Genomic DNA, 26434 nt, shown 5'->3' with positions numbered 1-26434 from the left:
GTTAGATGCCATTGACTTTGCTTTGAAAAAAGGCTATAATGTACTAAACTACACAATCGTTTGATTAGCAATGTTGAGTTTAGTGCAGAGGTGAATCTATGCTTAATCGTGAAGATAAGAAATTTCTCAGAGGAGTTTTTTCAAAATATGATTATATTATGACCACATCGCAACTGAAAGAAGAAAAACTGTTTTATCGAGATATTCAAAAATTGCTGAACGATGGATATATCGAAAAAATTAAAAGAGGTTATTATGCTTGGGTAGAAGCAACGACTAAAACAGAAGTCCGAATTATTAAAGGTATGTTCCCCGATGCAGTGCTCTGTATGGAAACAGCTCTATTCTATTACCGATACAGTGACCGCAATCCCGCTGAATGGAGTATTACCATTGATAAGAATGTTTCGAGAAACCGTACAAGCATTGATTATCCGTTCGTAAAGGCATATCGAGTTGAGCCGCCATTAGTAACATTGGGGGAAACAACAGGAGAAATTGATTATATAAAAATTAGAATCTATGACCGTGACCGAACGATTTGCGACATTCTGCGGAATATGAACAGGATGGATAAAGAAGTTTTTAATAAGGCTATCCAAAGCTATGTGAAAGACCCTCAAAAAAATATTCCTAACCTTATGGAATACGCAAAGGTATTGAGAGTTCAGAAAAAAGTAAAAGATTTGATTGGAGTGTGGTTGTGATGGCTGACATTGCGGCATCTGTTTTGGCAAAACTAAGGAACAAAGCGAAAGCGGCTGGTATTAGCTATCAGCAGTGCCTACAGCTTTTTATGCAGGAGGAGTTTTTACGGAAGCTCTCAAAGTCTGGACTGAAAAAATTCCTTGTTCTTAAAGGTGGTCTGTTTATTTATACGCTTACCAATTTTGAAAGCAGAGCGACCATTGATGTGGACTTTCTTCTTAGGGATATGTCAAACTCCATAAATGTTGTTGAAACTCTGATAGATGAAATCCTTAAAGTCCCAACAGGAAATGACTATATTGAGATGACGGCAAGCGGATTTGAAGAAATATCTCCGCAGAGAAAATATCACGGTATCAGTGCTCAAATTGTCGGGAAGATAAAAAATGTTCGTGTTCCGTTCAATATAGATATGGGGATTGGTGATGTTATTGTTCCTCATGCTATGGAACAGAAAATTCAGACACAGCTTCCAAACTTTGAAGCTCCTGTTATTTTCACCTATTCACTCGAAAGCACCATTGCGGAAAAGTTTGATGCTATCCTGCAACGGTTTGAATTGACAGGCAGGATGAAAGACTTTTACGATATTTACTATCTTGCGAGAACCTTTGATTTTGATGGAGCGAAATTGCAAGCCGCTATCTTTGAAACCTTGCAGCGTCGGGGGACTCACTACGACAGGAATAGTTTTAAGCGTGTTGTTTCTCTTGCCGAGGATATGGATATGCAGAAGCGGTGGAAATATTTCTTGAAAGCCATAAAAGATGATTCGCTTGAGTTTTCGGTGGTCATTGAGGAAATGCAGACTTTTCTTGAGCCTGTATTTAAAGCGATTGTGAATGAAGATGAGTGGCAAGGAGAATGGGAAAGCAATATTAGCAGATGGTCACATCTGGGTGGAGGTATCGACCATGACAAAAGCAATTAATGATGCAACGCTAAATAAAGCTGGTGACATATACCAGTATTTAATAGCATTAAAAGATTGTTTTGAATTGAACGATGGTGATACTCTGCAAATTGAAACAAATGGTGATGTAAGTATTATAAATGATATAGGAGGTCGCTTTCAGAGAGAAGTAAAACATCATTTTGGTAATAAATCTCTTTCGGACAGAGACATAGATTTTTGGAAAACACTTGCAAATTGGTATATAGACTATGAGCGTGTAAAAAACTTTTCCAATTATATACTCAGTACTACAGCTACAATCCAGAACAATTCTCCGTTTTATGGCTGGAATAGTATGCAAAAGACTGAAAAGCTAAAACGCTTAAAAGATATCGGAGCTATCTCTAAGGAAAAGGAAGAGACATTTAGAAGCCAATATAACAGAATTTTTGTTGATTCATATGATGAAGGTCGTCTTTTAGAAATATTAGATAAATTTACTATTGAGGATGCCAAAACTTCAATAGATGGTATATCTGATGAATTTTCAAAATATGTGGGTCATATTCCTTCCGAAAATAGAGACGGATATATAGGTGCTTTGCTTGGCGAAATTCTAATAAAAGTAAAGGAGCCTCCTCACAAATGGGAAATAACCAAATCAGCATTTGATGAAATCCTACAGGTGCAGTCAACAGCATATGGTACAAAAGGAACTATTCCACTTCCAAAGGAGTACGCAAAAGCAGTTCTGCCTAAAGACAAAATTACTACATTCGAACAGAAAAAATTTGTAGCGTCTATCCGTGAGATTAAGTATGACAAAATGATTCCAAATGCAATGTTAGATTATTGGAAAGCAGATTTGACTGTTGCTAAATATTTTAGGGATAACCTTATGTATTTAGAAAGTCTTGAGTCGTATGTGGAAGATTTGTCTGCAAAGATGCAATATAGCAAAGCAAATAGTGATTTGAATGCTGAAGGAGCAACCGAGGAAGAACAAATAAGAATTTCAAAGCAACTTTATAATGGTGTAATGAGTTGGGATGCCAATGATTTTGGCTCTATCATTCGTAATCAAGGGTATTTTCAGCGAGGAGTTATACATAACATAGTGGACGAAACAGAATTCAAATGGAAAGTAGGTGAAGATAAAGAATGAGCATAAGTAATATCAAAAAGCTTTCAATGAATCCTCATTTTTATTCTTTGCTAATGCAAAGTTTTCTTTCTGGTTATGAAAAACCTTGTGAGATTAAATTACCATTTATGGCAATTCCTATTCTGCTATATGCTGAGTCACGAGAAAAATTAGTAAATGCAAATATAAGAAGTCGAATTGATACATTGTTTCAGTCACCTCAAATTGTTGATGAAAGTAAGATTTCTGGTAAAACAAGGTTATCTGGCTATGTAGATAGATATAATTCACTTAAACCATATTGTAAGAAAGCAATAATCATTCTATCTTCTGAAGAAAAAATAGCCGTTAGCAATCAAAAAATTGTGCTTATAAAGAAAGTAAATTACAAAGATTTTGAGGGAGCAATTAAAGATTGGATTAAATGTGCATTTTATCTTGGAGTTGTGTTTTCAAAAACTACTGAAGACCATCTATCTTTCTTTTTAGGAGTTGATTCAAAATGAAAAGTTATATAAAAGCTATTATTATATTCAACGAAAATGATGAAAAAAGATTAGTGCCGCTTAAGCAAGGAGTGAATATAATTACAGGCGAATCAAAAACTGGGAAAAGTGCCTTAGTTGAAATAATTGATTATTGCTTGTGTAGTACTCGTTGTACAATACCAAAAGGCAAAATAACAGATTTCTCTTATCTATATGTGCTTGTAATGGGTATAGGTGATAATACTTATATCATAGCTCGCTATAATTGGGATAATGGTGGAAAAATGTATTCTTCCAAAGAAGAAAAGGATTTTAACTATAAGGTTTTGAGCTTGGATTATTTTTCTGAAAAGCCTACTTTGCCGTATAAAGATGCTCAATATGAAATTGAATGTGCATTAGGTCTATTTGTAACAAATATGGCTACCGATGCTGACCAGCAGGGTAAAAAAGCATCATTAAGAAATATGGTTTCATATTTGTTTCAACATCAAAACTTAATGGCAAGCAAATTTGCACTATTCTATCGCTTCTCGGATTATTATAAAAGAAAGGATATTATTGACCAATTCCCTGTCTTTGCAGGAATGATTAGCCAAGAGTATTATAGTGATTTAATCCAGTTAAACACCTTAAAGGCTCAACTAAAACAAAAATATAAGAGACAAAAGGCAAATGAAAAGAGTACAGCTTATATTAAAGAAAATCTATCACCTTTATTAACAGATTACTTTGCATTACTTGAGAAAGATTTCGATGACAAAATATCAGCGCAAAAAATGCTGAAAATGGCTTCTAACTTACCAGAATTTGATGACACGCAACTTTTTGGAGAATCAAAAATAGCAGAAAGATATAGCGTGTTGAATGAGGAACTGGAGGAATTAAGAAATGAAGAACGAGAAATCTTATTGAAAATAAGGAATATTGACAACGCATCAAAAACGGGCAATGAGTTTACCGAGATGTTAATGGACTTAAAGCAGCAGACAACTGTAGCCGAAATTGAAACTACGGAATATATCTGCCCTCTTTGCGGTCACGATTGTCAAGAAATTGCCGAAAATGATTCACAGCTTATTGAGGCTACAGAATGGTTGGATAACGAATTGAGAATTACAGAAAAATACACTGCCGATTTTTCAGAAGATGTCAGAAAGCTCAAAGATGAGCATTCAAAAATAGATGCAAAAATCATAGAAGTTTGGAAGCAAATAGAAATGGTTGAGCAGAAATTCATTTCATCCAAAGCTCTGGTATCAAAGAGAGAAAAGGTTAATTATGCTAAGGCAAGATTAGCATTGTATGCAGAAATGAGCGATTCTGGTATTTTTGAAACTGTTGATGAAGATATTGCTGAGTTAAAGGAAAAAATCCAACAACTTGAAGAAAAAATCCAAGGCTTTGATGTTGACACCAAAAAGGCAAAAGCACAAGCTTTTTTATCAGAAAATATGAATCGCCTTTCATTGTCGTTAGACTTTGAAGATGAATATCGCCCAATTAACCTTAATTTTGGTTTGCTTGATGAAACTTTCGATATATATCAATATCAAAATAATAGAGAAAAAATCCATCTTTACGAAATGGGAAGCGGAGCGAATTGGGTATCATGTCATATTGCATTATTTTTAAGTTTTCTTCGTTACTTTGCAAAGCAGGATAATTCACCTATGCCACTATTTATGTTTTTTGACCAACCAAGTCAGGCAATGCCATTAAGTTAAGCGCCGCCAAAGATCCCCGCTATCGTGCCGGAAGATAAAACCAAGAAATCCGATTACCCGAGGAAACAGGTCTCTGGAAAGCCCGTCCCCGCCTTACCGGAAAGCGTTTCCTGTAAAGCAACCCTTCCAGTTCTCGAAAAGGTTTCCGTAAGAAAGCACAGCAGGCAAAGACAGCGTCGGAAAAATTGAGGCGCTGTTTTTGTTTTGTGTTGTGGCAGGAAAGCTTCACGTTCCAGGCTGCTGCCTGTGCAAAGTTAAAAATCAGGAAAGCAGCAAAAACCTCCTGTAAAATAAGTTCTGGAATTTTGGAGTGGAGATGAATGAGCGCCACTGAATATTTCAGGCTGCGGAAAGATGTTTCGATGCCCCAGCGTTTGGCGTAAAGAGCTTTCAAAGTTTCGGGCGGAAATTGATTTTTATTCAGATTTGTCAGGAAGGTTTCCGTTTTTCCATTGCAGAAATTTACGCGTACGATACGGAAAGAAAGCCGGTAAAAGCCAACGCTTTCTACAGGCAGGAAATCGAAAACACGCTGACTTGTAAGCTTATAATAATCTGCCGGAACAGGGATATTTCTTGTTTCCAGTTTTCGTTTTGTGAGGCGCCCCAAAGTGAGGCTTGCGGGTATATCAAATTCGGGAAAACAAGGAAGTTTTACACCAAAAACCGAATCCCTTTCCTTCAGGCGGATGACATATTTCCATCCCCGGTTTTCCAGATGCGCCAAGTTGTTCAGGGACGCATAGTTCCGGTCAGCTAAAAGGATAACCGGCTCTGAAATCCGCGAACGGTCTGTCATTTCACACAGAGCTTTGCCTTCATTTTTCTCGTGTTCCTTTTGGACAATTAAGTCTGTATAAATGCCGTTTTCCAAGTCAAAAAGAGCGTTTATCAGGTGCTTGTTCCAACCGTGCTGGCGGTCTGTTCCGGGCAGATAAGAAAGCAAATCTGCAGGGTATGCTGATGATTTCAAGGACGTTCCATCCACTGCCAGCAGCCGATATCCCCGGTACTTCTTTTCGGGGGTAAGTGAATTTGAAAAGCTGTGAAATAAGTCCTCCAAGGCTTTAGGCAAAAGCTTTTTCCGCTGCTGCACAAAGGCGGAGGCAGAAGGTGTTTTTTCTTGAAAACGGAAAGCTTTCATGAGATTTTTGCCCACGCTTTCACAGCTCATGGTGAGCAAGAAGAAAATGATATTTTCAAAATCCAGCGCCCTGCGGCGGGTGAAATCCCGTCCCGGCCGGCTGGCGTAAATTTGGGGATTCTTTCCCATTTTCCTTACCTGAGACAGCAGCTTTTTTCGTAAGTTTTTTGCGGTTTGTTTCATTTTATAAGCCCCTTGAAGTTTTTATTTTTCAAGGGGCTTCGCCGCATATTTTTCTCATTTTGTCAAGGGCTTTTTGCCGGTTTCTTTATCTTTTTACAAAATGCTTAACTTAATGGCATTGCCCGACTTGCGAGTAATGTCTCCGTATTAAATAAGTTCCATTATGTCATGGAATACAGCCTATACAAGACCGTTGCGGCAAAATACCGTATCACGATGACAAAAGCAAAGCTCAAATATACCAAAAACAAAGAATTTAAAGTGCCGTACAAAACACAGAAAGGTACAAAGTATGCAGTCCTCTACAATGAGGGATTCCGCAGGGTGAAATATGCCCTTGGAAGTTATGCAGACATCATACCCGAATATGAGCAGATGAACAAGCCCACCAAGGTTGGAGAGGTGTAAATAAAAAATACGGTGTTCATGTCGAAATTTAATGCAATCTTAAAGATGATTCGTGTATTTCAATGTGATTTTCAAGGTAAAGCTCATTGATATTTACACGAATAAGTGATATACTATGGTTAGCACCTTGAAGGAGGTCTGATTATGTATCGAAAAATTATGAGCTTTTTAGAAGCGTGGAAAGACAGCGAACACCGTAAACCCCTTATTTTACAGGGAGCAAGACAGGTCGGCAAAACCTATTCCATTCTGGAGTTCGGGCGCACACACTATGAAAATGTGGCGTATTTTAATTTTGAAACCAGTCCCAAGCTGAACGAAACCTTTGAGGAAAATATCAGCCCCGATTATCTGATACCGATTTTATCCCATATCGCAGGGCAGACTATTGTGCGGGAAAAGACGCTGATTGTCTTTGATGAGGTGCAGCTCTGCGAGAGAGCGTTGACATCTCTGAAATACTTTTGCGAGGACGCTCCCGATTATCATATTATTGTGGCGGGAAGTCTTTTGGGCGTTGCGGTAAACAGGGCAAAGTTTTCTTTTCCCGTGGGTAAGGTGGATATGAAAACCCTCTATCCTATGGATATGGAGGAATTTATGGTAGCCTGCGGCGAAAACGCCCTTGTAGAGCAGATTAAGAACTGCTTTGCAGAGGATACACCTTTGCCCTCTGCTTTGCACGATGCGGCAATGCAGCTTTACCGTCAATATCTTATCGTCGGCGGTATGCCCGAATGCGTAATGCAGTTTGTGGAAACAAAGGATTATATCCTTGTGCGCCATACGCAGGATACGATTTTGGCAAGCTATCTCAATGATATGAGCAAGTACAACAATCTGAATGAAATCAAAAAAACAAGGCTTGCTTATGACAACATCACCGTGCAGCTTTCCAAGAAAAATACCCGTTTCCAATATAAGCTGATTAAAAAAGGCGGCAGGGCTTCCGAGTTTGAAAACGCTATTGAATGGCTCTGTCTGTCTGGTATCGTATCACAGATTTACAAGGTAGAGCAGATAAAAAAGCCCCTTGAGAACTACCGTGACATTGATGCGTTCAAGATTTATGTTTCCGACTTAGGACTGCTCTGTGCAAAGAAAGATTTAGCGGCAAATGATGTCCTCTATATGGTCGAGGAACTGAACGACTTTAAGGGCGGTATGGCAGAAAATTATGTTAATGTGCAGCTTGCCATTAACGGATATAAGACCTACTATTGGGAGTCCGAGCGTGGAGCTGAGATAGATTTTGTCATTCAGCGTGACGGTGAGCTTATTCCCATTGAGGTCAAGTCTGCCGACAACACACGGGCAAAGAGCTTAAAGGTTTATATGGAAACCTACAAGCCTGCCTATGCTATCAAGCTCTCTGCAAAGAACTTTGGCTTTGAGGATAATAAAAAGATTGTTCCTCTTTATGCTGCATTTTGTATCTAAACTCAATCATATTACGAAGATAACGCTCACAGAAATGTGGGCGTTATTTTTATGCAGACAGCTTTTATCATTCCAAAAACAGACGGAAATTTCAAAATAAGAAAGGACGAAAAGCCTATGATAGATTATAAAAAAATCATCTGCCTTAAAGCTGGCGTTCCCATAAAAATAACGGGAAAGCCCAAAAAAGAATAAATAGCATTACCCGCACTATCAGGTAAAAGAATCGCAATCAGCCACAAGCCATAATACACACAAAAAACGATTGCTAAATAAACAAAAATTCTTTTGGTTTCAATTTGATGAAAATTAAATCTATCTCTTTTCATATATTTCTCCCTTGTTCATCTTTTTGCCTGTGATAAAAAAGCACTGGCGGTTTGCTTCACCATCGCTGCTACTTCTTCTTTTGAAGATGTTATAATTCCAGAAGCGATAAATGAAGCAAGCCCATGCGTATAAATCATTGTATTTTGAAAGAAATAGCAGACATTTTCTTTTGATATTTTCAAATAATCTGCAACTTGTTCAACAATAGCCGCATTTTCATCAGCGTTAACCAAAACGTCAAATCTACCTGTTTGAAGTCCGCACTCTCCACTCATATAAAGATATTTGAAAAGATTTGGCTCATCAAATGCAAGATTTATGTATGCCATTCCAATACCCGCAAAGGCTTCCACCCCGTTTTGAGTGCGAGACCGCATTTTTTCATTGGCATATTTCAAAGCATAACTAGCCAAAGCCTTACGAAGTCCGTCCATATTTTCAAAGTGCCATACTAAGGGCTGTGTAGAACAACCAATTTCTTTTGATAATGTCTTGATATTGATAGCTGCGTACCCATCACGAATAAGCATTTTCAATGCTGCCTCCAAAATGACCTCCTTTGAAATTTGCGTTTTCCTTGCCATATTATCACCTCTAATTCCCATAATCTCGTTTATATAATTGAATTTATATTATAGCTAAATCCAATGTTTGTCAACCCATCTGGATAAAAGTTTACAAATTTTATTGACACAAAATTACCGTCCGAAAAATAGTAGGTAATACTTTTCTCTGCTATATCGCCTTTATCCCCAACAATTTTAAGACAAAAGATAAAGAGGGTAGGATTATTTAACCTTACCCTCCAATTTTGGCTTGCTATGCGTTTCACTTATATGTATATGATTTCCCTCTCTATAACCTCCCTCGCATACGCCCTTATGTTATTGAGCCGTCCCGTCCATTCTAAGGCGTTTTCTTCCTTTAGGCGTTCCGTTATGCCCTGTGCCTGTTTCATGCCCTCTATGAGCCGTTCAAAGCGTTCCTGCGCCTGCCTGTCAATGTCGGCAAGATAAGCGTTGAGCCTGCCGCTTGTGAGAAGATTGGTGTATGTAACTTTGCGGTACTGCTTCAGATAGTCCAGATGCCGCTGTCCCCATGTGCCTATCGGCTGTTTTTCTTCGGCGGGTAAAGCTATACATGGGATTAAATAGTCACCTTGCCTTTCGTATTTGCCGCCCAATTCCTCAAAAATCGTCTTTGCCATTGTCTGTTACCTCCACATTCTTTTTTATTTTGAATGTCCGCAAAATCCGTCCTACATCAGCGGGGCGCCACGGACAGTCAAGGTCATGGGAGGACACCAGACGCTTTTATTCAAACGGTTGTCCTCCCAAGCTATTTCGATTTTTGTTTCTTTAAAAGTATGCCACATACAATTACTGCCATAAAAAAGACAATGATTAGATACCACAAATTTTCAAAACAAACTCCATTATCCAACATCAATCGGTATCCCCAAGAAGCGGGGAAAAAACGCCCTATCACTTCAAGAAAAACAGGTAACAAATCAATGGGAAACATAATTCCCGAAAGCATAATTGAGGGCAGAAACACTAACTGTGCTATCATCGTCAACTTGGCTTGATTTTTTATCATCAGCCCTAAAATGCTCCCTATACTTAACGACACAATAATGTATAAAGCAAGCGCAAAAAAGAAAATCTGAAGTTGTGCTGGCAAAACTGCTTCAAATAATACGGGAGCCAGTAACACTATCACAGCACAGGCAATCATCAAATGGATAAATGCAGAAAGAAACATCGTAATAAGACCCAGATAGATAGGCACTCCGTTTGCTTTATAAACTTTGTTTATATCACTTCCATATGTTTCAATCAGCGATGGCGGCAATCCAATAAACGCCCCCATCGAAACATTCATTATAATCATAGATTGGATGAGCGTACTTCTCATATCGGGCATAACAGAAGTGAAAATACCGCCCATAAGAAGAAAGAAAATAAGCGGAATGATATAACAGGTAACTAACAAGGATTTGCTTCTTATATCCAATTTCCACTGTAACGCAACGCCATATAAAAACCCACTCATTCTGTTTTCCTCCTTGTCATTTCCATAAAATGCTGTTCCAGTGTGCCACGGTCAACTTTAATATCTAACACATGAATTTCCTTTTGTTTCAATTCGCCAAGCAGACTAATTAATGTATCTTCAATATTGTCCGTTTCAAAAATACTGCGCCCTTGCTGCGTTTTGATATGGATAAAATATTTTTTCCCAACCTTGTCTGTAAGTTCCGAAGCTGTGCCGCAAAAAACAATATTTCCGTGATTTAAAATGGCAATACGGTCGCATAAGGTTTCTACCTCTGCCATATCATGGCTTGCCAAAACAATGGTTTTTCCTTGTGATTTGAGCTTTCGGATTTGCTCATGAAGTGAAAGTCTGCCCTCCACATCAAGTCCCGCAGTCGGCTCATCGAGGAAAATAATATCTGGATTGCTGATAAGCGCAAGGGCAAGATGTAAACGCCTTTTTTGCCCTGTGGACAGCCTGGCATACTGCTTTTTCTCAATTTCTTTGATACCAAGAGTATGAAGCATAGAGTAGTCAATCTTTGCTGTATTCCATTTTGCAAACAGCTTTACAGCCTCCATAGGTTTGATGTGAGCGGGCAAAGATGATGATTGCAGCTGAATGCCCATTTTCCCATTTACGATAATTGTGCCGCTGTCGTATTTCTTCAAACCCTCGATACATTCCAGAGATGTGGTTTTTCCTGCTCCATTTACGCCAAGCAGAGAAAACACTTCTCCTTTTTCGACTTGAAAATTAAGTCCCTTAAGAACAATATGGCTGCCATAGCTTTTCTTTAATTCACTAACTTGTATTGCAGGGTTCATCATTCCACCTCCTCAAACGGATTTACTCCGAGTTTTGAAAAGTAAACTTGCAAAGCCAGCTCTAAATAGTCGTTTACTATTTTTTGTCTTTCTTCCCAAGCGTTTGTAGCAGTATCAATATTGCCTATTTCCATCAATTTCGGCAACATACTCATATCGCCGTTTGTAAATTCCATAATCAAGCCCCAATATTCTTTTACAACCCGCTGGCACTTTTCACTTTCGGGGGGCACATTTTCCTTTTGAAACTGTACGATTTCATCGCTCAAACGATTAAACCTGTCCATAAAGTCCAAACCACTTTCCCTGTCAAATTGATTACGGATATGGTCAAGCGTGTCGTCATCGAAACGCTTAATAAGGTAGTAAGAGCCATTTTTCATTTGCAGATTAACAATAATATCTGCATATGCCTTAAAATTGACTGTCTGCATTTGTAACACTTCTGCTTTTAACTGTTCTATTGCTGTCAAAGAATCTGTTAGCTGTTCTATTTTCTCTCGTATGCTATCTGCCTGTTCGGTAAGGGCAGTTGCCACATCAGTCGGTGTTTCTAAAGAAATTAAGCGTGACTTTATATCATCCAAAGAAAATCCTAACGATTTCAAGGACAAAATCTGATGAAGTGTAACTAAATCTTTATCCGTATAAAGCCTGCGCCCACCCTCACTTTCTGCTGATGGAGAGAGTAATCCCTCTTTATCGTAATATTGCAAAGTTCGGACAGTTGTTCCCATTTTCTTCGCAACTTCTCCAACTGTCATATATCCATCTGGAATTGCCCTGCATTTTGCCATAGTCCTTTACCTCCTGAAACATATTATAAATCATTACGCAACGTAACAAGCAAGACCTTTTGAAAAATTTTTAGGCGGCAAGATAATCCTGCCGCCTTTGCTTTATGCGAAAATAATTTCCTCGTTCACAATCTCCCTCGCACATGCCCTTATGTTGCCTAGCCGCCCTGTCCATTCTAAGGCGTTTTCTTCCTTTAGGCGTTCTGTTATGCCCTGTGATTGTTTCATATTCTCTATGAGCCTTTCAAAGCGTTCCTGCGCCTGCCTGTCGATATCGGCAAGATACGCATTAAGTTTACCGCTTGTGAGAAGATTGGTGTATGTAACTTTGCGGTACTGCTTCAGATAGTCCAGATGTCGCTGTCCCCATGTGCCTATTGGCTGTTCTTTTTCGGCGGGTACGGTCAAGCACGGTATTAAGTAATTTCCTTGTCGCTCGTACTTGCCGCCCAGTTTTTCAAATAATGATTTTGTCATTTTGTAATTCCTCCAAATAAGATATTCACTCCACATTGTTGTGCCTGCTGTCTTAAACAAAATTTTGAGTTTTCTCCTTATCTGGTTTCATTCATGGTTGAATCCTTACAGAAAATCAGCTCAATGCCTGTTTCTGCATTATATAAATAGCGGATATTGTTTGTAGTCATAGGTTTTCCTCACAGTCTGTTATCCATTTCATGGACTTGGGTTATATGTTGGCGTTGCAGCTTTCAAGTAAACGGTTTGTTCCTGTTATTTCAGCATCTACAAGGTCAATCATTCTTTTTACATTTGCAGAATGGGCAGAAGAAACTTCATTTTCCCATAACGGATTGATTTGTTTATCAATCCCTGCACGGTACTTTTGCAAAATATTAAGCCGCTCCTGCAAAAGTTCCTGCTGTTCATCAGGGGTAAATGTACTTAGAAAAAAAGCGGCAATAGAAAAGATGTTTGTATCATAGTTGAATTGCAGAATTGATGCTTTTAAAGTGTTTATAAATTCGCTTTTCCCCTTATCAGAAAGTTTGTAAACGGTGCGGTCTGGCATATTTCCGACTTTCTCGGTAGTGCCAGATATAAATTCCTTTTTCTCAAGGGTTTTTAATGTCGAATATACCGTTGAATCAGCGATATTAAACCACCATTTCACATTCATGTAGTTTAAGAGTTTTATTATCTCGTATGCGTTAAGTGGTTTTTCGTATATGAAACCTAAAAGCATTGTGGCAGGTTTGGACAACATATTTTTTCCTCCTTGACATTGGATTGTATTTATAGTACTTTATATATAAAGTAGTTTTTATTAACACTACTATTATAACATATCAATGTAGAAAAAGGAATACTGGAAAAGGAGGTTTTTTATGCCGCAGCTCAATAAAGGGGGTAAATTTGTATTTGGTCTTTCCGTTATAAACCCCGATTTAACAATACACATCCCGCCACAGGCATTGTTGGAATATGATGCACTGCGGGATGGAAAAGTGATAATTTTTACGGGAAGCAAAATAACAGGCGGCTTTTGCGTGACGACATATCCGCTGCTGTCAAATTCAAAACTCAGCCATATATTGGAAGAAAGCCCTGCGTTAAGGGACTGCCAGCTTTCCGAGGGTGAGTTTACCCGATATAAAGGGCGTAAATATGCGTGGATTAACATTGATAAGGACGGAGCTGTTAAATTGCCGCAAGATACGTTGGACGTTTTAGAATTACAATCTGGAATGGAATTGTTGTCAATCCGCAGCAGTGATATTGCCTTTACAATGGGAGCAAAAGGACCACTGCTTGAAAAAGCACATAATTTTCATGGAGAAATTAAGAGATATTAGGGGAGATTGGAAAATGGGAAATATAATAACCAGTAAGATATTTCATTCAGTTATGCTCTTTACAGTTGTTGGCGAGTTTTTTCTTCCGTGGATATTGTGTCGGTATTATGATGGGTACAATAGTAAAACAATGGCAATGAGTGCGTTGGGAAGTCTGCAAAGCCCCGTTCGTGTTATTTATAATACATGGTTAATATGGCTTGGATAATACATGGTTAATATGGCTTGGATGTTTTCTGGCATTTGCAGCGGTTGCATATTTTTTTATTACGAAAAAAGACTTTCCAATCTTATCGGTTTTACTGTTGTTTTCACTAGGGACATTTGCTGTCGGAGCAGGATTGGTTTCGGGAATATTCCAGGTGAATGAAAACAAAGACATTGTTACTGCGGCTTCAAAAGTACATGGAATAAGTGCGGCAATCGGATTTATGGCATTATTGTTTTTCCCATTGTTAAATGGGATTTTAGCATTTAAGCAGAACAATGTCATTTTTGGCATTATATGTGTTATTTCTTTTATCTTGGCATTAATTTTCTTTGTCTGTTTTATCATGGGAGATAAAGAGCAGTTTCAAAATACCATGTTGAAATATGAGGGATTGTGGGAACGGCTGTCTTTACTTTGTATGTATATTCCTCTTACTTACAAGGCTGTCCATAATCTGCTGTCCTAAAGATAGCGGTTAAATGGAAAAAACAGAATGATTGCATGAAATGGAGATAAGATTATGGACTATAAAGAAACAGATTTCAGTTTTCTATACGATGATTTAACTGAGGAATATGGAAATGAACAAGGTAAACAGCTTTATATTTTAATGTGTGAAAAATATACGAATCTATGCGAGAGGGAAGCAAAATCTAAGAATGACGAAATAAATCAGCATATTTTCAAAAGATTGTTGCCAATCATGGGAATATATTTAACTCTTGTTGAACAGGGTTTTACCAAAGAACAAGCATTTATGATTGCCTATAAGGAAATACAGCACAATGCACACAGCTTAGCGGAAGAAAATGCTAAATTTACAAAAATGCCATTTACATATGGTTTATTTAAAATGTTTGCCAAATCGCATATGAGCAAAAAGTACCCAACAGAGGGGTTTACGGTAGAATGGAAAAGACATGATAGCCAAATTCAGTGCTTGGTAAGACGTGTCTTACCTCTCTTTTAAGGACGGGCGTGGAAAGCAGCAGAATATTGAGATTGACGAAATGCTGTACCAGACATTTGACAGATTTGAGCTTGAGGACATATCCCATCTGAACAGGGTGAGCAGGCACATTGAACACTCCGAGCTGACCGATGAAACGCTGAATGACAGAGCTTTTTATAAGGCAGAACGGATTGAGGATATGGGAACTCTTGACAAGCGTTTTCTTCCTGCAATGGACAAAGCGTTGGCAATTAGTATTGGTTTAAACGGATATTCGCAATGCCCGATGAAGCAGGGCAGGCTTTTGGCTTCCTTACCTGCTCATGAATGTTGTCCGCTGCATGATGACAGCGTTCAAAAAAAGGATTAGCCCCCTCGTTATATGGTACAATCATTCGCTCATACATTGAGAATGAGGGAGGTGCTGCCTGTTGGAGCATAGAGAATTTAGGTATGTTGGCGAGCCTGTTCCAGAATTGAATGAGCAGGAACACGCAGCATTTCTTATGAATTTTCAAAGGTCAATCCTTTTATCATTAGAAAAACGGAATCTGTTGACCGCATCACAGCGGGAACGCTGCCTGCTTGAGCTTGAAAAACAATATCGTCTAAATTAGAAAAAGCAACGTCAGGCATAACCGCTTGACGTTTTTACATAGTCAAGTGTGAAAATTACAAATTTGCACATTCGACATACCATTTTCAATTGACTATACTGAAAATACGGCAAGGGATTGTCGGGAAAGGAGATATTCTTATGTCAATAGATAAATACGAAACCCTAAACCAAGAAAGGAAGATACAGCACACAAAGAGAAAGGTTGCCGCATACTGCCGTGTATCTACGGACAACGAAGACCAGGCAAATTCATTTGAAAGCCAGCAGCGTTATTTCAGACAGTATATAGAGCGTAATCCCGATTGGGAGCTTTACGAAGTGTTCGCAGATGAAGGAATCTCTGGTACGAATACAAAAAAACGGAAAGAATTTAACCGCATGATTGCGTGTGCAAAGAACGGTGATTTTGATTTGATTGTAACAAAAGAAATCTCCCGTTTTGCGAGAAATACCCTTGATAGTATATTCTATACCCGTGACCTCAAAAAGCACGGTGTGGGTGTTATCTTTATGAATGATAACATCAACACTTTAGACGGCGATGCAGAGCTTCGCCTTGCCATTATGTCCTCGATTGCACAGGAGGAAAGCCGTAAGACTTCCGAGCGTGTGAAATGGGGGCAGAAACGTCAGATGGAGCAGGGAGTTGTGTTTGGGCGGAGTATGCTTGGCTACGATGTGAAAGACGGCAAAATGTATATTAATGAGGATGGGGCAAAAGTTGTCCGTCTTATCTTCCACAAGTTTGTAAATGAGGGGAAAGGAACTCATGTGATTGCCCGTGAGCTTCGGGAGGAGGGCATTAAGCCCATGCGTGTAAAAGAATGGCAGAACACAGTCATTCTCCGTGTTATCCGCAATGAAAAATACTGCGGTGATTTGGTGCAGAAGAAAACCTATACGCCAGACTTTTTATCCCATGAAAAGAAATATAACCGAGGGCAAGAGGAATTTGTGATTATCAAAGACCATCATGAGCCGATTATCTCCCGTGAGCTTTTCGATAAGGCAAACCGCATTTTGGATGAAAAATCGCTTTCACAGGAGGGCAAAGCAAAACACAGCAACCGTTATCCCTTTTCTGGGAAAATCAAATGCGGATGCTGCGGTTCAAGTTATGTGGCGAGATATAAAACCCGAAAAAATGGGAGCCGCTATAAGGCGTGGCGGTGTCTTGAAGCTGCAAGACATGGAAGCCCTCATGTGGACAAAGCAGGGAATCAAGTTGGATGCAGTGGACTTAGCATACGCAACGAAGATGCAACCCACATCATGTACCTTGTCACGAGCAGCTTAAAGTATAATAAGGAGAAAATCACTAACAATTTGCTTGCTATTATCAAGTCTATTATCGCAATGGATACCGCAGGTACAGACAGTGAGAAACTAAAATCGCAGATAAAAGCCATAGAACAAAAACGCACAAACCTCATTGACCTTTATACATCTGGCGATATTACCAGAGATGAATTTTCAGCAGCAAGAGCAAAATGTGAGAATGAGATTGCCGAATTGCAATCCGTGATAGATAGCATAGACAAACAAAGGGAGATGATTGAAAAACAGCAAGAGCTTGTCGCTGAAATTACAGAAGCGATGAATGAACTTATAAACGGCGTGGAATATGAAGATGATTTTTACAAAGAAATCTTAGATAAAATGGTTGTGAATGATAAAGACCATATTGACGTGTATTTGAACCTGCTCCCCCTCAAATGGAGCTACACGGTTGCAAAAAGTGTAAACTGTCCGCAGGGTAAACCGCTAAAAAAAGCTGGGGCCCCTGAGATGGAACATTTCAGGGGCTTCTCTACCTATATCCGTCAGTATAGCCCGCAGTTCTGGATAAGGCATGGAATACCGCTGGCTGAGATACCGCAGGGAAGCGCCTATTTCACCATGAGGCCCGCCATACTGGCTGATAATAATCTTTGCAAGCTTCGGGTTGGGGTTGTGGATGTGTACCGGGTACTGCAAACGTTTTTCATACACAAACATTTAATTTGCCTCCTTTTCCCAGGGCCAGGGGTCGCTAATCCAGGCCCAGCGGCTGGTATTCCGGGGGGTTTCTCCAATAGGCCCATACTTTTCCTCAAACTCCTTGGTAAGCTGGGCTAGCTGCCGGCGGTATTCCTCCAGCTTCCGGGCTGCGTCGCAGTTATTGGGATGGGTGTCTAAAAACAGGTGAAGCTCCCAGGAGGCGAACTTAATGGCGCCAATGCGCCTGCGCAGGGCTTGCTCGTCACTCATCTCGGCTCCCCCCTTCCGCCGGTAAAGGGCTTATCCAGCACCGGAAACAGGGTGCCCGCATCCAAGGCACGCTCCGCGCTGTGCAGGTTCGCCTGCCACTGCTGGTATGGCACATATGCCATGGCCGGCACCGGATCCTCAGGCAGGGGCTTGGGGTCATTATACAGGCCGCAGGACTGGCCCGCTATCATTTCTTCTGCCAAAATGATCGCTCCTCTCCAAATGGTCTTTGCAATAGGGTCTGGGGTGTCTGTCTTGTCCCCTGATACAGGGTATGCACCGCTGCGAAAAAAGGTGAAAAGCAGGAATTTTTCTCCCATTATGCATTTTTCTTGATTCCAGGCTCTCTGTGTGCTATAATGTCCCAAGGACACAGAGAAGGACTGGCCACATCTGTGTATAGAAAAGAGGCGTGACCCCTTTTGAGCTTGGCGGCACAGGTGTGTCCGCGCTGCTCTGCCTGAAAATGGGCTTTACCCGATTTTCAAGCGCGTTTACTATCTACTAGCGGCAGGGCAGGGGCAAAGTTCCCTGGGGCCATGCTGCTGGCAGCCCCAGTAGGATTCCAGAAAAGATAAAAATGAAAGCGTACCGTATCGGCGGCAAAAATGCAGGACACATCTACCCGTCCTGCAAAACGCCTCAGCACGGTATATAAAAGAGGTGTACAGGACATCATGTATCAAATTGTGAAGAAGCGTGTTTTAAATCCCACTGTGACGCTGATGGAAATAGAAGCGCCGCTGGTGGCAAAAAAAGCCCAGCCAGGACAGTTTATCATCCTGCGAGTGGACGAGGACGGAGAGCGCATCCCCCTGACCATTGCGGACTTTAACCGGGATCAGGGTACTGTCACCATCATTTTCCAGATTGTGGGCGCTACAACGCAAAAGCTGAACCACCTGCATGAAGGCGGGTTTTTGCAGGATTTTGTCGGGCCTCTGGGCAAGCCCACCCACACCGAAGGCCTGAAAAAAGTGGCTGTGGTGGGCGGCGGCGTAGGCTGCGCCATTGCTTACCCTGTGGCAAAAAAACTGCATGAGCAGGGCTGTGAAGTCCATTCCATTGTGGGCTTCCGCAACAAAGATCTGGTGATTTTAAAAGAGGAATTCAAATCTGTCAGCCACATGTATGCCCTGATGACAGACGACGGCTCTGCCGGAGAAAAAGGGCTTGTAACAGACGCTTTGCGCCGCCTTATTGAAAGCGGCGAGCAGTATGACCAGGTGATTGCCATCGGGCCGCTGATTATGATGAAGTTTGTCACAAAGCTGACAAAGGCATTTGACATCCCCACCGTGGTCAGCATGAATCCCATTATGATTGACGGCACCGGCATGTGCGGCGGCTGCCGCCTGACTGTGGGCGGGGAGACGAAATTCGCCTGTGTGGACGGCCCGGATTTTGACGGCTTCCTGGTGGATTTTGACGAGGCCATGGCCCGCGGCGCCATGTACCGGGACTTCGAGCGCCAGGCTCATGAGGAGGCCTGCAATTTGTTCAGAGGGGGAAAAGCATAAAGGTAAGTTTTATGCTTTTTAGAAAGGATGGAATGAAGTATGCCGAATATGTCGCTTAAGAAAAATGAAATGCCTTCCCAGGCACCGGATGCGCGAAACAAAAACTTCCTGGAGGTGGCCCTAGGTTACACGGAAGAGCAGGCTTTGGACGAGGCCCAGCGGTGCCTGCACTGTAAAAACAAGCCCTGTGTTTCCGGCTGCCCTGTACAGGTGCGCATTCCGGAATTCATTGAAAAAGCGGCCGCCGGAGACTTTGAAGGGGCCTATCAGGTCATTGCCCAGTCCAGTTCCCTGCCTGCTGTATGCGGGCGGGTATGCCCCCAGGAGAGCCAGTGCGAAAAGCACTGCGTCCGGGGTGTGAAAGGCGAGCCTGTGGGCATTGGGCGGTTAGAGCGCTTTGTGGCGGACTGGCACAACCAGCACGCTCAGGAGGCCCCCAAAAAGCCCGCTTCCAATGGGCACAAGGTGGCTGTGGTAGGCTCTGGCCCGGCTGGGCTTACCTGCGCGGGGGACTTGGCCCGGCTGGGGTATGCAGTCACCGTGTTTGAGGCCCTGCACACCGCCGGCGGCGTGCTGGTATATGGCATCCCGGAATTCCGCCTGCCCAAGGCCATTGTGCAGAAGGAAATTGACGGCCTGAAGGCCATGGGCGTGAAAATTGAAACCAACATGGTCATTGGCCGGGTGCTCTCTATTGACGAATTGCTGGAGCAAGGCTTTGAGGCTGTGTTTATTGGCAGCGGCGCAGGCCTGCCCCGGTTTATGAACATACCTGGGGAAAACCTGAAGGGCGTATACTCAGCCAACGAGTTTTTAACCCGCGTAAACCTGATGAAAGCCTACAAAACCAGCAGCGGCACCCCTATCCACCGCGCCAGAAAGGTGGCTGTGGTGGGCGGCGGAAACGTGGCTATGGACGCTGCCAGGTGTGCCAAACGCCTGGGGGCAGAGGAAGTGTATATTGTCTACAGGCGTTCGGAGAAGGAGCTGCCTGCCAGGGCGGAGGAAGTGGAGCACGCCAAAGAGGAGGGCGTCATCTTTAAGCTTTTAAACAACCCCATCAGGATTTTGGGAGACGAAAGCGGCAGCGTCCAGGGCATAGAGTGCCTGGAAATGGCCCTGGGAGAGCCAGACGCTTCCGGGCGGAGGCGGCCTGTGGAGAAGGCTGGCAGCCAGTTCACGCTGGATGTGGACTGTGTGATTATGGCTATCGGCACCAGCCCCAACCCGCTGATAAAGTCCACCACAGAAGGCCTGGAGACACAGAAGTGGGGCGGCATTATTGTGGAGGAAGAAACAGGCCTTACCAGCCGGGAGAATGTCTATGCCGGGGGCGACGCAGTGACAGGCGCCGCTACCGTTATCCTGGCCATGGGCGCGGGCAAGACGGCGGCGAAAGCCATCCACGAATCCCTTTCAAAAAAATAGGGTTTGTTTGAAAATAGAGAAAATGACAAATTTTTGGTCAGAAGTGGTCAGATTCCAGGAAAAAACCGCAGGTCAACCTGCCGGTTGACGAGGATTTTTGACGCAGAAGATGGCCGCTTATGGGCAAAAAGTTAACGTTTTCGATTTTCCAAACAAGCCCCAGTCCCACACAAAAACAGGCATCCCCAGGATGCCTGTTTTTTCCTATATCATGCCTCCAGCACAAAGCGGCGGACAGCCTCTGCCACCCCGTCCTCGTCATGGGGAACCGTGGTATACCCGGCGGCGGCCATGGCCTCCTGAGAGCCGTCTCCCATGGCCACAGACACCCCGGCAGCTTTCAGCATGGTAACATCGTTGCCGTTATCCCCCAGGGCCAGCACGTTTTCCCGGGAAAGCCCCAGCATCCCCGCAACCGCCAGCACAGCGCTGCCCTTGTCCGCGTCTCCGGCATTGATCTCCAGATTGTCCGGAATGGAGGATGTAACCCGCAGGCCGCCCAAATCCTCCAGCCGCCGCCAGATTTCATCCCGGGCCTCCCGGGTCAAAAAGGGCAGGTTAATTTTCTCCGGCTGGATGCCTTCTTCCACCAAAGCGTCAAAGCTTTCTACCAGCCGGTAGCGCTTGGCGTCCACAAAATGCCATTTGCTGGGAGGAAAACCAAAATATGTCCGTGCCATCTCCGGATAGCCCTGCCGGGTGATAGCGCTGCCGTTTTCATAATATTCTATGTAAAAATCATATTCACGCAAAATTCCCTGCACCTGCCGGGCCTTTTCCGCTGAAATGCACCGCTTGTAAACGGCCTTCCCTGTGTGCAGGTCATACACAGCCGCGCCATTTGCCGTTACCGCATACCGCACCCCAGGCAGGGCCGTCACCGCCTCCGGGAGAAAGTCCCGCATACGCCCGGAGGCCGGCAGCAGATGCACGCCCCTCTCCCCTGCCGCCTGGAGCGCCGCCCGGTTCCCCTCTGACAGATATTTGTGATCCAAAATGGCAGTGCCGTCTAAATCAAATGCAATTAACCGGATATCCATAGTTCCCTCCCGCTTCCTTTCCCTGTTTGCAGTTATTATACCATAAATCCCCTGAAAAAGACAATGAAAACCATTTCCCCCTGGGCCAAGGAAAATCCCCCTTCCCTTTCAAACAGCTTTTTGACCCCTCCATGCCTTTTTATTTTACATAACTTTTTTCGCGCCCACCGCCCCTCTCCCGCCCCCATAAGGCAGGAACAAGATTTTTGCGGGAGGATATGACAAAAACAGGCTTCCTCAAAGTGACAAAACTTTTTCCCCCTTCCAGGTATAATTTTCCCGTAACTCACATATAGGAGCTGCAAATTTACCATATAACAGGCGGTGTTTTCATTGGAAGGTTCAAAATTGCAACAGCTATGGCAGCGGGTGGAGGAGCTGGCCCGCTCGGTCTATGCCCGCAAGGCTGTGGTGCAGGGGGCGGGATTTTTTGCGGGGCTGCTGTGCAGCCGGGGGCTGGTTTTCGGAAAGTATGCGCCCTTTGGCGTGGCGGCAGTGGCGGCCATGCCCCAGGAGGGCCTGTGGGCCAGCGCCCTTGGCTCCTTTTTAGGCTACCTGCTGCCCTCCCCAGCCTATGTGCCGGTGCGGTACTGCGCGGCGCTGCTGGCTGTGGCGGCTATCCGCTGGTCTTTGTCCGAGCTGAAAACTGTGAACACCCATCCCCTTTTTGCCCCGGCAGTGGCTTTCCTGCCCCTGCTGCTCACCGGCATGACCATGGTGTTCCTCCACGGCTCGGTTACATACTCTGCCGCCCTATATGTGGCAGAGTCCTTTCTGGGCTGCGGCAGCGCCTATTTCCTCCGGCGCTGCGCAAACCTCCTGCTGGGCCTGTCCAGCGATGGCGCAGGCCGGGGAGACGCCCTGCGCAGCGGCCCCCTGGAGCCTGGGGACATTGCCGCCCTCACAGTTGCCGCCGGGGTGCTGGCCCTGTCCTGCTCCGGCGTGACAGTGTCCGGGGTTTCCCTGGGCCGCATTTCCATGATTCTCCTAGTGCTCACCTGCGCCCGGTCTGGCGGGGTAAGCGGCGGCGCTGTTTCCGGGGTGACGGCAGGGGCTTTGCAGGGCCTTTCCACAGCAGGGCTTTCCTATCTCTCCGGCGCCTACGGCCTGGGAGGGTTGATGGCAGGGGTATTCACCCCCATGGGCAAAACAGCGACAGCCGCGGCTTTCATTCTCTCTCACGGGGTAGCGTCCCTGCAGGTGGGGTTTGGCGACTCCCAGCTTCTCACAGGGGCCATTGAGACAGCGGCCGCCACGGTGCTGTACATGTGCATTCCCAAAAGCCGGCGGCTGGGAGAGCTTTTCGGCTTGCGGCAGGACTCTTTAAGCGGCGGGGCTTTGCGGGCCAACATCGTCATGCGCCTGCGCCACGCCAGCCAGGCCCTTTCCGGGGTTTCCGCCTCTGTGGAGGAAATCAGCAAAAAGCTTCAGTCTGTGTGCGCGCCCAGCCTGCAAGGCGTGTATGATAAATCTGTGGAGACAGTGTGCGCTGGGTGCGGGCTTTCCGCTGTGTGCTGGCGCAAACATAAAGAGCAGACCTTGGAAAACTTCTCCCAGCTTGCAAAGCCTTTAAAGGAGAAGGAGCGCATTGACACAGCCGATTTCACCAAAGACTTTACAGACCGCTGCGGCAGGGCCGGGGAGATGCGGGATGAAATTAACAAAAACTATGCCCGTTATCTTCTGCGGGAAGCCGCCCAGCTTCGGGCCGCCCAGGTGCGGGAGGCGGTGGAAGGCCATTTCCGCACCACTGCCGGGCTTTTAGAGGAAATGGCCGGGGAATTTTCCCTTTACGAGCACTTTGATGAGGAAGCCGCCCAGCGGGTGGCAGGCATCCTGCGGGATAACGGCGTGACCCCCCTGGAGGTGTGCTGCCGGGTGGACAAGTTCGGCCGCATGACCATTGAGGCAGAAATCCAGCGGGAGCGGCAAAAGCGCCTGAACCGGGGCGCTTTCACCCGGGAGATTTCCGCAGCCTGCGGGCGGGTGTTTGCGCCTCCCTGCGTCAGCACCGCCGGAGAGCGCTGCCGGGTGCAGATGAGCCAGCGGCCCCTTTTGCAGGTGGGCCGGGGCTTCTCCCAATACAGCGCCGGGGGCGGCGCCTTCTGCGGGGACAGCACCAACGTGTTCTATGATGGATGCGGCAGGCTTATCGCGGTTTTAAGCGATGGCATGGGCACCGGGGGCCGGGCCGCTGTAGACGGCGCCATGACCTCCGCCATGGCAGAGAGCCTTTTAAAGGCAGGCATCGGCTTTGACAGCATGCTGCAAACAGTGAATGCCGCCCTGATGGCAAAAAGCGGGGACGAAACCCTTGCCACCATGGACATTGCCTGTATCGACCTGTTCACCGGGCGAACCGAGCTGCGCAAGGCCGGGGCGGCCTGCACCATCCTCCGCCGGGGCCGCAGGGCTGAAGCCATTGAGGCCTCCAGCGTGCCGGTAGGCATTATGCCGGGGGTGGAGTTCGCCGCCTGTGCCCGGGACTTAGCTGCCGGGGATTTGGTGGTGATGGTCTCGGACGGGGTGGTTGCCGCTGGGCACGAATGGCTGATGGACGTGGTTTTAAGCTGGGACGAGGAAGAAAACCCCAATCTGCTGGCCCAGCGCATTACGGAGGAAGCCAAAAAGCGCCGGGCAGACGGCCACGAGGATGACGTGACAGCCCTGGTGCTGGTCTTGCAGTGAAGGACCGCGTTTTGGGCGCCTGTAAAATAACATACAAGGCCCGCCCTGGGCAGCAGTTTTTGCCTCCTGCTGCGCCCAGGGCGGGCGTTTCCTTTGCATAATAAAATTTTTAAACCTGCATGTCTACCCCAGGTGCGGCAGGGGCCGCCTCTCCCCCTCCGGCTGCTTCCGGCGCGCTGGCAGCGGCATACTGCTGAGCCGCATATTCCGGGGAAGGCCCCAAGGCGCCCTGCAGGGCCTGGGCCTGCTGCCGCAGTTCGTTCCGGGTGGCGGAAAGCATTTTCTGCTGCTGCCCGTCAATTACGGCCTCGTGCATATAAGAGCGCTCCCGCAAAAACCGCAGCATCTTTGCCCTGCGCAGTTCCTGGTTCAGGCGCTGTGCCCGCTCCCGTTCTTCTTCCTCTATCAGCCGTTCCCGCCGGGCTTCCTTCAGCTCTTCCTTCTGCAAATCCTGCTTTTTCTTCCCAGCCCGGCTCACCGCCTTTTCAAGCTGGCGCAGGGCTGCCTTAATCTCCTCCGTATTTTCCGAATCTGTCCGCAACGCCGCCCGCAACTGGGCAATGCGCCTGCGGGCATATCCCGCCGCCATGCCCACCTGGCTCTTGTTTTTGGCCCGGGCCAAACGGGCATAGGCTTCCAGAGGAGCGTCGCCATACCGGGGCTTTGTCTTAATGCGCTCCAACTGTTCGCGGTGGCGTTCCATTTTTTCCCGGGACTCCTTGATCATTTCCTGGATGGTCTGGCTGTCTTTGTCTGCCACAGTTTCCAGGTGTGACGGCATGCCGTTCTGGCTTCCCTGCCCCGCCTGGGCCTGTTCCTGGGCATATCCCTGGGCGCTGGCCTGTACCTTTATATCGCTCACGGCAAAATCTCCCCTCTCCTCCTCTTATTTATTATATCGGCAGGATTTCCCCAAAGCGATAGTCCTTTTGCCACATTATTTTCCTTTCCCTCCCTCATTTTTCTGCATTTCATAGAGCACGGCCCGGTAGCGGAAGCTGGAATTGGACATGCCCGCCTCCCGGGCAGCGGCAACCCCTGTAAGCTCCCCGGCCTGCCAGCGGGCATACACCAAAGGGAAATTTTCCGGCAGGGGAGCCGGCGGCCTGCCAAACCGCACGCCCCGAGCCTTTGCCGCCGCGATGCCCTGGGCCTGCCGGGTGCGTATGTTTTCCCGCTCTTTTTGGGCCACAAAGGACAGGATTTGCAGCACCAGATCGGCAATGAAGGCGCCCATCAGATCCTTCCCCCGGCGGGTGTCCAGCAGCGGCATATCCAGCACGCACACATCGGCAGACTTTTCCTTGGTCAGCACCCGCCACTGCTCCAGAATCTCCCGGTAATTGCGGCCCAGGCGGTCTATGCTGGAAATATAGAGCAAGTCCCCGGCCCGCAGCCTCCGCACCATACGCTTGTACTGGGGCCGCTCGAAATCTTTGCCAGACTGCTTGTCCATAAACAGGTTTTCGGCCGGAACAAGCCTCAATAAGGCGCGCCGCTGGCGGTCTTCGTTCTGGTCGATGCTGGACACCCGCATGTAGCCATAAATTTTTCCTTTCATAGCTCTCCCTCCAAAATCAGAGTGTGTTCCTGAAGTTGCTCTAATTTTAATGGGAGGCGTGCCGCCCAGGGAAGCGCACATACACCATTTTATCTATATTCTGTCTTATTTATTGGAAGTTTTCAGGCGGTTATTCTTCTCCATATTCTTTTCCCTTGCAATCTTTTAAAAGCAATGGTATGATACATACAGATAAAATCCGGTAAGGAGGAAGCGCCAT

The 26434-nt window shown here is 45.2% G+C and carries 29 protein-coding genes and 2 pseudogenes; 16 read left to right on the top strand and 15 right to left on the bottom strand.

Annotated elements, in window-relative coordinates; genetic code table 11:
- The first annotated feature begins 98 nt into the window (after positions 1 to 98).
- From VSQ30_RS06965 to VSQ30_RS06945, 5 genes are read left to right on the top strand one after another with little or no spacing between them, the layout of a single operon-like run.
- Positions 99 to 707 (top strand): type IV toxin-antitoxin system AbiEi family antitoxin domain-containing protein, encoded by a 609-nt coding sequence (locus tag VSQ30_RS06965; protein ID WP_161472684.1) that lies wholly within the window; start codon positions 99 to 101, stop codon positions 705 to 707.
- Positions 707 to 1639, top strand: a complete 933-nt coding sequence (locus VSQ30_RS06960) for a nucleotidyl transferase AbiEii/AbiGii toxin family protein (RefSeq protein WP_161472683.1) — start codon at positions 707 to 709, stop codon at positions 1637 to 1639. Before VSQ30_RS06965 ends, VSQ30_RS06960 begins: the two co-directional genes overlap by 1 nt.
- The gene (locus tag VSQ30_RS06955) at positions 1623 to 2768 is read left to right on the top strand and encodes an ABC-three component system protein (RefSeq protein ID WP_325237718.1); all 1146 of its coding nucleotides are present in this window, start codon (positions 1623 to 1625) and stop codon (positions 2766 to 2768) included. Before VSQ30_RS06960 ends, VSQ30_RS06955 begins: the two co-directional genes overlap by 17 nt.
- Positions 2765 to 3253 (top strand): three component ABC system middle component, encoded by a 489-nt coding sequence (locus VSQ30_RS06950; protein WP_325237717.1) that lies wholly within the window; start codon positions 2765 to 2767, stop codon positions 3251 to 3253. The genes VSQ30_RS06955 and VSQ30_RS06950 overlap by 4 nt, the downstream gene beginning before the upstream one ends.
- Positions 3250 to 4962, top strand: a complete 1713-nt coding sequence (locus VSQ30_RS06945; protein WP_334462991.1) for a DUF3732 domain-containing protein — start codon at positions 3250 to 3252, stop codon at positions 4960 to 4962. Before VSQ30_RS06950 ends, VSQ30_RS06945 begins: the two co-directional genes overlap by 4 nt.
- 19 nt (positions 4963 to 4981) lie before the next feature.
- On the opposite strand, the gene VSQ30_RS06940 is transcribed toward VSQ30_RS06945, so the two are convergent.
- The gene (locus tag VSQ30_RS06940; protein WP_334461212.1) at positions 4982 to 6289 is read right to left on the bottom strand and encodes an IS4 family transposase; all 1308 of its coding nucleotides are present in this window, start codon (positions 6287 to 6289) and stop codon (positions 4982 to 4984) included.
- Positions 6290 to 6457: 168 nt separating this feature from the next.
- Between VSQ30_RS06940 and VSQ30_RS06935 the strand changes: the two genes are divergently transcribed.
- Entirely contained in the window at positions 6458 to 6697 is a 240-nt protein-coding gene (locus VSQ30_RS06935) for a hypothetical protein (RefSeq protein WP_334462990.1), read from the top strand.
- 144 nt (positions 6698 to 6841) lie between these two features.
- Positions 6842 to 8137 (top strand): ATP-binding protein, encoded by a 1296-nt coding sequence (locus VSQ30_RS06930; protein WP_334462989.1) that lies wholly within the window; start codon positions 6842 to 6844, stop codon positions 8135 to 8137.
- Between the two features lie 125 nt (positions 8138 to 8262).
- Here the strand turns inward: VSQ30_RS06930 and VSQ30_RS06925 are convergent, their stop codons facing one another.
- The 8 genes from VSQ30_RS06925 to VSQ30_RS06890 form a co-directional block, all read right to left on the bottom strand.
- Positions 8263 to 8466: a hypothetical protein gene (locus VSQ30_RS06925; RefSeq protein ID WP_334462988.1), complete on the bottom strand. Its 204-nt coding sequence runs from the start codon at positions 8464 to 8466 to the stop codon at positions 8263 to 8265.
- 15 nt (positions 8467 to 8481) lie between these two features.
- A complete protein-coding gene (locus tag VSQ30_RS06920) occupies positions 8482 to 9051 on the bottom strand; it encodes a TetR/AcrR family transcriptional regulator (RefSeq protein WP_066534041.1) in 570 nt (189 codons plus the stop codon).
- A gap of 248 nt (positions 9052 to 9299) precedes the next feature.
- Positions 9300 to 9674: a TnpV protein gene (locus VSQ30_RS06915; protein ID WP_066534039.1), complete on the bottom strand. Its 375-nt coding sequence runs from the start codon at positions 9672 to 9674 to the stop codon at positions 9300 to 9302.
- 131 nt (positions 9675 to 9805) lie between these two features.
- Entirely contained in the window at positions 9806 to 10522 is a 717-nt protein-coding gene (locus tag VSQ30_RS06910) for an ABC transporter permease (protein ID WP_334462987.1), read from the bottom strand.
- Positions 10519 to 11337 carry an ABC transporter ATP-binding protein gene (locus tag VSQ30_RS06905; RefSeq protein ID WP_347280596.1) on the bottom strand — a complete coding sequence of 273 codons (819 nt, stop codon included), beginning with the start codon at positions 11335 to 11337 and terminating at the stop codon, positions 10519 to 10521. The genes VSQ30_RS06910 and VSQ30_RS06905 overlap by 4 nt, the downstream gene beginning before the upstream one ends.
- On the bottom strand, positions 11334 to 12131 hold the full coding sequence (locus VSQ30_RS06900) for a MerR family transcriptional regulator (RefSeq protein ID WP_172464020.1): 798 nt from the start codon (positions 12129 to 12131) through the stop codon (positions 11334 to 11336). The genes VSQ30_RS06905 and VSQ30_RS06900 overlap by 4 nt, the downstream gene beginning before the upstream one ends.
- A 102-nt stretch (positions 12132 to 12233) precedes the next feature.
- Complete coding sequence (locus tag VSQ30_RS06895; RefSeq protein WP_172464019.1) at positions 12234 to 12608, bottom strand: TnpV protein; 375 nt, start codon at positions 12606 to 12608, stop codon at positions 12234 to 12236.
- Between the two features lie 211 nt (positions 12609 to 12819).
- Positions 12820 to 13356 carry a PadR family transcriptional regulator gene (locus VSQ30_RS06890; RefSeq protein ID WP_016301204.1) on the bottom strand — a complete coding sequence of 179 codons (537 nt, stop codon included), beginning with the start codon at positions 13354 to 13356 and terminating at the stop codon, positions 12820 to 12822.
- Between the two features lie 121 nt (positions 13357 to 13477).
- On the opposite strand from VSQ30_RS06890, the gene VSQ30_RS06885 reads away from it, so the two are divergent.
- The 6 genes and pseudogenes from VSQ30_RS06885 to VSQ30_RS06860 form a co-directional block, all read left to right on the top strand.
- Entirely contained in the window at positions 13478 to 13945 is a 468-nt protein-coding gene (locus VSQ30_RS06885) for a hypothetical protein (protein ID WP_334462982.1), read from the top strand.
- A 200-nt stretch (positions 13946 to 14145) separates the two neighbouring features.
- Positions 14146 to 14622 carry a DUF998 domain-containing protein gene (locus tag VSQ30_RS06880; RefSeq protein ID WP_334462980.1) on the top strand — a complete coding sequence of 159 codons (477 nt, stop codon included), beginning with the start codon at positions 14146 to 14148 and terminating at the stop codon, positions 14620 to 14622.
- Positions 14623 to 14676: 54 nt separating this feature from the next.
- Positions 14677 to 15126 (top strand): hypothetical protein, encoded by a 450-nt coding sequence (locus VSQ30_RS06875; RefSeq protein WP_334462978.1) that lies wholly within the window; start codon positions 14677 to 14679, stop codon positions 15124 to 15126.
- A 40-nt stretch (positions 15127 to 15166) separates the two neighbouring features.
- A complete protein-coding gene (locus VSQ30_RS06870; protein WP_334462977.1) occupies positions 15167 to 15478 on the top strand; it encodes a hypothetical protein in 312 nt (103 codons plus the stop codon).
- 61 nt (positions 15479 to 15539) lie between these two features.
- Positions 15540 to 15725: a hypothetical protein gene (locus VSQ30_RS06865; RefSeq protein ID WP_022741251.1), complete on the top strand. Its 186-nt coding sequence runs from the start codon at positions 15540 to 15542 to the stop codon at positions 15723 to 15725.
- 140 nt (positions 15726 to 15865) lie between these two features.
- Positions 15866 to 16924 (top strand): annotated as a pseudogene (locus tag VSQ30_RS06860) (recombinase family protein); the annotation flags it as partial.
- Between the two features lie 588 nt (positions 16925 to 17512).
- Here VSQ30_RS06860 and VSQ30_RS06855 read toward each other — a convergent pair.
- From VSQ30_RS06855 to VSQ30_RS06845, 3 genes and pseudogenes are all read right to left on the bottom strand, one after another.
- Positions 17513 to 17725, bottom strand: a pseudogene (locus VSQ30_RS06855) (manganese catalase family protein); the annotation flags it as partial.
- On the bottom strand, positions 17726 to 17977 hold the full coding sequence (locus VSQ30_RS06850; protein ID WP_160641098.1) for a spore coat protein CotJB: 252 nt from the start codon (positions 17975 to 17977) through the stop codon (positions 17726 to 17728).
- Positions 17974 to 18180, bottom strand: coding sequence for a spore coat associated protein CotJA (locus tag VSQ30_RS06845; RefSeq protein ID WP_237076103.1), 207 nt, complete (start codon positions 18178 to 18180; stop codon positions 17974 to 17976). The genes VSQ30_RS06850 and VSQ30_RS06845 overlap by 4 nt, the downstream gene beginning before the upstream one ends.
- A gap of 474 nt (positions 18181 to 18654) precedes the next feature.
- Here VSQ30_RS06845 and VSQ30_RS06840 point away from each other — a divergent pair, with 474 nt between their 5' ends.
- Together VSQ30_RS06840 and gltA are read left to right on the top strand one after the other, a co-directional pair.
- Positions 18655 to 19497, top strand: a complete 843-nt coding sequence (locus tag VSQ30_RS06840; protein ID WP_334462975.1) for a sulfide/dihydroorotate dehydrogenase-like FAD/NAD-binding protein — start codon at positions 18655 to 18657, stop codon at positions 19495 to 19497.
- Between the two features lie 39 nt (positions 19498 to 19536).
- Positions 19537 to 20925 (top strand): NADPH-dependent glutamate synthase, encoded by a 1389-nt coding sequence (gene gltA, locus VSQ30_RS06835; protein ID WP_334462973.1) that lies wholly within the window; start codon positions 19537 to 19539, stop codon positions 20923 to 20925.
- Positions 20926 to 21134: 209 nt separating this feature from the next.
- Here gltA and VSQ30_RS06830 read toward each other — a convergent pair whose 3' ends face one another.
- The gene (locus tag VSQ30_RS06830; protein ID WP_334462971.1) at positions 21135 to 21965 is read right to left on the bottom strand and encodes a Cof-type HAD-IIB family hydrolase; all 831 of its coding nucleotides are present in this window, start codon (positions 21963 to 21965) and stop codon (positions 21135 to 21137) included.
- Between the two features lie 348 nt (positions 21966 to 22313).
- On the opposite strand from VSQ30_RS06830, the gene VSQ30_RS06825 reads away from it, so the two are divergent.
- Positions 22314 to 24653: a SpoIIE family protein phosphatase gene (locus VSQ30_RS06825; protein WP_334462969.1), complete on the top strand. Its 2340-nt coding sequence runs from the start codon at positions 22314 to 22316 to the stop codon at positions 24651 to 24653.
- Positions 24654 to 24762: 109 nt separating this feature from the next.
- On the opposite strand, the gene VSQ30_RS06820 is transcribed toward VSQ30_RS06825, so the two are convergent.
- Positions 24763 to 25515, bottom strand: a complete 753-nt coding sequence (locus tag VSQ30_RS06820; RefSeq protein ID WP_334462967.1) for a hypothetical protein — start codon at positions 25513 to 25515, stop codon at positions 24763 to 24765.
- 75 nt (positions 25516 to 25590) lie between these two features.
- Positions 25591 to 26214: a recombinase family protein gene (locus tag VSQ30_RS06815; RefSeq protein ID WP_334462965.1), complete on the bottom strand. Its 624-nt coding sequence runs from the start codon at positions 26212 to 26214 to the stop codon at positions 25591 to 25593.
- Positions 26215 to 26434: the final 220 nt, after the last annotated feature.

The sequence above is a fragment of the Acutalibacter sp. JLR.KK004 genome, assembly GCF_036941085.1.
Taxonomy (GTDB): Bacteria; Bacillota; Clostridia; order Oscillospirales; family Acutalibacteraceae; genus Acutalibacter.
This window is presented reverse-complemented; position numbering and strand designations above follow the sequence as displayed.